The 4,591-nt window shown below is 71.8% G+C and carries 6 protein-coding genes; all 6 read left to right on the forward strand.

Annotated elements, in window-relative coordinates; all coding sequences use genetic code 11:
• The first annotated feature begins 238 nt into the window (after positions 1-238).
• The 6 genes from rplK (at position 239) to rplL (ending at position 4,429) form a co-directional block, all read left to right on the forward strand.
• The gene (rplK, locus tag ABZ808_RS30825; protein WP_357012915.1) at positions 239-670 is read left to right on the forward strand and encodes a 50S ribosomal protein L11; all 432 of its coding nucleotides are present in this window, start codon (positions 239-241) and stop codon (positions 668-670) included.
• Between the two features lie 77 nt (positions 671-747).
• Complete coding sequence (rplA, locus tag ABZ808_RS30830) at positions 748-1,464, forward strand: 50S ribosomal protein L1 (RefSeq protein ID WP_357012916.1); 717 nt, start codon at positions 748-750, stop codon at positions 1,462-1,464.
• An 80-nt stretch (positions 1,465-1,544) separates the two neighbouring features.
• Entirely contained in the window at positions 1,545-2,405 is an 861-nt protein-coding gene (locus ABZ808_RS30835; RefSeq protein ID WP_357012917.1) for an ATP-binding cassette domain-containing protein, read from the forward strand.
• Positions 2,402-3,091, forward strand: coding sequence for a hypothetical protein (locus ABZ808_RS30840; protein ID WP_357012918.1), 690 nt, complete (start codon positions 2,402-2,404; stop codon positions 3,089-3,091). Before ABZ808_RS30835 ends, ABZ808_RS30840 begins: the two co-directional genes overlap by 4 nt.
• A 353-nt stretch (positions 3,092-3,444) precedes the next feature.
• A complete protein-coding gene (gene rplJ / locus ABZ808_RS30845; RefSeq protein ID WP_053653962.1) occupies positions 3,445-3,993 on the forward strand; it encodes a 50S ribosomal protein L10 in 549 nt (182 codons plus the stop codon).
• A 52-nt stretch (positions 3,994-4,045) separates the two neighbouring features.
• The gene (gene rplL / locus ABZ808_RS30850; protein WP_357012919.1) at positions 4,046-4,429 is read left to right on the forward strand and encodes a 50S ribosomal protein L7/L12; all 384 of its coding nucleotides are present in this window, start codon (positions 4,046-4,048) and stop codon (positions 4,427-4,429) included.
• The last annotated feature ends 162 nt before the right edge of the window (positions 4,430-4,591 follow it).

Genomic DNA, 4,591 nt, shown 5'->3' on the forward strand with positions numbered 1-4,591 from the left:
TTTGAGTGTTTTTCATGTGTTGTCCACTCCCTCAGGCCCAAAAACATCCACGGGGGGGGGGGGGGCCCCCCCCCCCCCCCCCCGACGTCGGCGTACGCCCTCCCGCTCGACCTCGGCGGACGAGTGGGCTGCGGCCTGCGCTACTCTTGAATGTCGCCGCTGTCGCACCGCGCTGACCGTGCGCGCTCCGAGGGCGGCGACAGCCGCATTTTCCCAGCTCCAAGCCCCAGGAAGTGACATGCCTCCGAAGAAGAAGCTCGTCAAGACGTTCACGCTTCAGTTGCCGGCGGGCCAGGCCACGCCGGCGCCGCCGGTCGGCCCCGCGCTCGGCCAGCACGGCGTGAACATCATGGAGTTCTGCAAGTCCTACAACTCGCAGACCGAGTCCCAGCGGGGCGACATCGTCCCCGCCGAGATCAGCGTGTACGAGGACCGGTCCTTCACCTTCGTGCTGAAGACCCCGCCCGCCGCCCGGCTGCTGATCAAGGCTGCCGGTGTGCAGAAGGGCTCGGGCGTTCCGCAGGCGGAGAAGGTCGGCTCGATCAGCCGCGTCCAGCTGCGTGAGATCGCCGAGAAGAAGATGGCCGACCTCAACGCCAACGACCTGGCCCAGGCCGAGAAGATCATCGCCGGCACCGCCCGGTCGATGGGCATCACCGTCAACGACTGACGTCGGCCCCGCCGACGACCCGACCGTGGGAGGGCTCGCGCCGAGCGGCCCGCCAGAGACCACAGGAGTAATCAGCAATGCAGCGCAGCAAGAGCTACCGCAAGGCCGCCGATGTCATCGACCGGTCGAAGCTCTACACCCCCGCCGAGGCCGTGAAGCTGGCCAAGGAGACCACCAACGTCAAGTTCGACGCCACGGTCGAGGTCGCCATGCGCCTCGGCGTCGACCCGCGCAAGGCGGACCAGATGGTCCGCGGCGTGGTCAACCTGCCGCACGGCACCGGTAAGACCGCCCGCGTGATCGTGTTCGCCGGCGGCGCGAAGGCCGAGGAGGCCGTCGCGGCGGGCGCGGACGAGGTGGGCACCGACGAGCTGGTCGCCCGCATCCAGGGTGGTTGGCTCGACTTCGACGCGGCCATCGCCACGCCGGACCAGATGGCCAAGATCGGCCGGATCGCGCGGATCCTGGGCCCGCGCGGTCTCATGCCGAACCCGAAGACCGGCACGGTGACCATGGACGTCACCAAGGCGGTGCAGGACATCAAGGGCGGCAAGATCACCTTCCGGGTGGACAAGCACTCCAACCTGCACCTGATCATCGGCAAGGCCTCCTTCACGGAGACCCAGCTGGTCGACAACTACGCGGCGGTGCTCGACGAGGTGCTGCGCGCCAAGCCGTCGGCAGCGAAGGGCAAGTACCTCCGCAAGGTCATCCTGACCACCACGATGGGCCCGGGCGTTCCGGTCGACCCGAACCTGGTGAAGAACCTTCGTGAGGACGCGGCCGAGGCCTGATCCGACAGTTCGCTCCACCGGGGCGCCGCCACCACCGTGGCGGCGCCCCGGCGCGTCTGTGGTGTGGCAGTCTCGGCCCCATGCGGTTGGAGAACGTCTGGTTGCGGTACCACCGGCGTGGGCCGTGGGTGCTGCGAGGCGTGGACGCGCGGCTCGGTCCGGGCGAGGTCGCGGTCGTGCTGGGTCGCAACGGGGTGGGCAAGTCGACGCTGCTCCAGGTGGCCGCCGGGGTGCTCCGGCCGGGCCGGGGTCGCGTCGCCGACCGCCCCGCCCGGGTGGGCTGGGTGCCGGAGCGTTTCCCGGCCGAGCAGCCCTTCACGGTGGCCCGCTACCTGACCGGCATGGCCCGGGCGGCCGGCCTGGGTCGGACGGCCGCCGACGAGGCGGTGGCGGTCTGGACGGAGCGGCTCGGGCTGGGCGCGTTCCGCGCGGTGCGGCTTCCGGAACTGTCCAAGGGCACCGCGCAGAAGGTGGGCCTCGCTCAGGCGATGCTGCGACCGCCGGGCCTGCTGGTCCTCGACGAACCGTGGGAGGGCCTGGACGCCGCGACCCGCGACCTGGTTCCCGAGTTGATCGACGAGGTGGTGGCCGGCGGCGGCGCCGTCCTGGTCAGTGACCACCGGGGCGAGACGGTCCGGCTGCCGGGCGCGCGTCGCTGGACGGTGGCCGACGGCTCGCTGACCGAGGAGACGTCGCCGGGCGAGGCGATCGCGGTGGTCGAGGTCGCGGTGCCGGCCGCGCGGGTCGCCGGCACCCTCGCCCGGTTGCGGGCCGAGGGTCACCAGATTCTTCGAGTACGCGCCGACACCTCCATCGCCGCACCACAGGCGCGACCCGAGCCCACGCCTGTCCGGCCGGCCGGTGAGCCCGTGCCGGAGCATCCGGGGGCAGCCGTGGACGTCGAACCGATTGTCGAGCCGACCGTGGGGGAGGCCCGATGAACGCCCTGGTGCGGATGCGGTTGGCCGGTTTCCTGCGTACCGGGCGGGCGTTGGCGCCGCTGCTCGCCGGCCTCGTCGCGCTCGGCACGCTGTACGGCGGCGGCCGGGCCCAGCCGGCGGAGGCGTACGGCGTGTCCGCTGTGGTGCTCTTCCCGGTGCTCGCCTGGCAGACCAAGATCCTGCTGGACATCGAGCCGGACGTGCAGCGTCGGCTCGCCCAGGTGACGGTCGGCGTGGCCCGGGAGCGGGCTGCGGGGCTGCTCGCCGCTGGCCTGGCGGCGATGGTGGCGGTGGCCGTGGCGCTGCTCTTTCCGTGGCTGGTTGGCGGGGTCACCGGCCCGGTCGATCCGGGGGACCGGTCGGTGCCGGTCGGGCTCGCGCTGGGGCTCTGGGCGCACCTGCTGGTCGTACCCGCTGCGGTTGCCCTTGGCGCGCTGGCCAGCCGGGCGTCGGTCGGCGGCGCCGGGTACGGTGTCGCGGTGCTGGCCGTCGGTGGCGTCGGCGCGGTGGTGCTCGGTCTGCGCGGTTCGGTGGTCCCCTGGCTGGCGCCGCCGATCATGGCCACGGCCCGGACCACCGCGGGCGATGCCGCCGCGCTCACCCTGCTCGGGCTGACCGGGTGGGCGGTGGCCTGGAGCGCCGCGGTCGCCGGCGGATACCTGTGGCGGCGCCGGGCCGAGGGCTGACCGGGCGAAGGGCTGCCGGGGCGACGGTGACCTGGCTCACCAGGGGCGATTTGGTGCTGGTGGCGTGGGCGCGTACTCTTCAAACGTCATCCGTGTTCTCACGGATGAGGAACCACCCAGAGACCGCTGGTCACCGTGCTCCGGCACGGTCGAAGGTCCCGCGACACACGGGCGACCCGCGTAGGGCGGCAAGCGTAACTCGGCAGTGAGCATGGTCCGCCGACCATGTCGATCCGCCGGCCCTCGCCCCGTGCGCCCTGCGCCGGGGCTTTTTCGTTGTCGCGCTGCCCTCGCCTGACGTTCCGGCTCCGGCCGAGACGGGGACCAGCCTCGAGTAACGAGAGAGGAGGGACATGGCGGACAAGCCGATCCGGGCCGACAAGGCCACGGCCGTCGCTGAGCTGACCGAGAGCTTCCGTAGCGCGGGCGCCACCGTGCTGACCGAGTACCGCGGTCTGACGGTCTCCCAGCTCACCCAGCTGCGGCGCTCGCTCGGCGCCGAGACCAGCTACACGGTCGCGAAGAACACGCTGGCGAAGCGTGCTGCGACGGACGCGGGCATCACCGGCCTCGATGAGCTGTTCTCCGGTCCTACCGCGCTGACTTTCGTTTCGGGCGACGTCGTCGAGGCGGCGAAGGGGCTTCGCGACTTCGCGAAGGCCAACCCGAAGCTCGTCATCAAGGGCGGTGTCTTCGAGGGCAAGGCCATTTCCGCGGCCGAGGTCACGAAGCTCGCCGACCTGGAGTCCCGCGAGGTGCTGCTGGCCAAGCTGGCCGGCGCGATGAAGGGCAACCTGAGCAAGGCCGCGGCCCTGTTCCAGGCTCCGCTCTCCAAGGCCGCCCGCGCGGCGGCCGCCCTGGCGGACAAGAAGCGCGAGCAGGAGGGCGCCGAGGCGGCCTGAGGCCGCGCGGCGCACCCACGTTCTTAAACAACCTTTAGAAAGGACGCCAGACATGGCGAAGCTCAGCACCGACGAGCTGCTCGACGCGTTCAAGGAGATGACGCTGATCGAGCTCTCCGAGTTCGTGAAGCAGTTCGAGGACACCTTCGAGGTCACCGCTGCGGCTCCGGTCGCGGTTGCCGCGGCTGGCGGCGGCGCCGCTGCTGCTCCCGTCGAGGAGGAGAAGGACGAGTTCGACGTCGTCCTCGAGGCTGACGGTGGCAAGAAGATCCAGGTCATCAAGGTCGTGCGTGAGCTGACCGGCCTGGGCCTCAAGGAGGCCAAGGACGCGGTCGAGTCCGCGCCGAAGGCCATCCTGGAGAAGGTCAACAAGGAGACCGCCGAGAAGGCCAAGGCCAAGCTCGAGGGCGAAGGCGCCAAGGTCACCCTCAAGTGACCTGAGCTCCACCAGCGCTGTGTCCGGCTCGTGAGCCGCGGCACGATCGCGTCACGGCGGGGGGGGGGCGCCCCCCCGGGGCCCCCCCCCCCCGGGGGGGGGGCGGGGGGGGGGGGGGGGCGGGGGGGGGGGGGGGGGGGGGGTGGGTGGTGGGGGGGGTGT

This window comes from Micromonospora sp. NPDC047527 (assembly GCF_040643015.1).
Taxonomy (GTDB): domain Bacteria; phylum Actinomycetota; class Actinomycetes; order Mycobacteriales; family Micromonosporaceae; genus Micromonospora.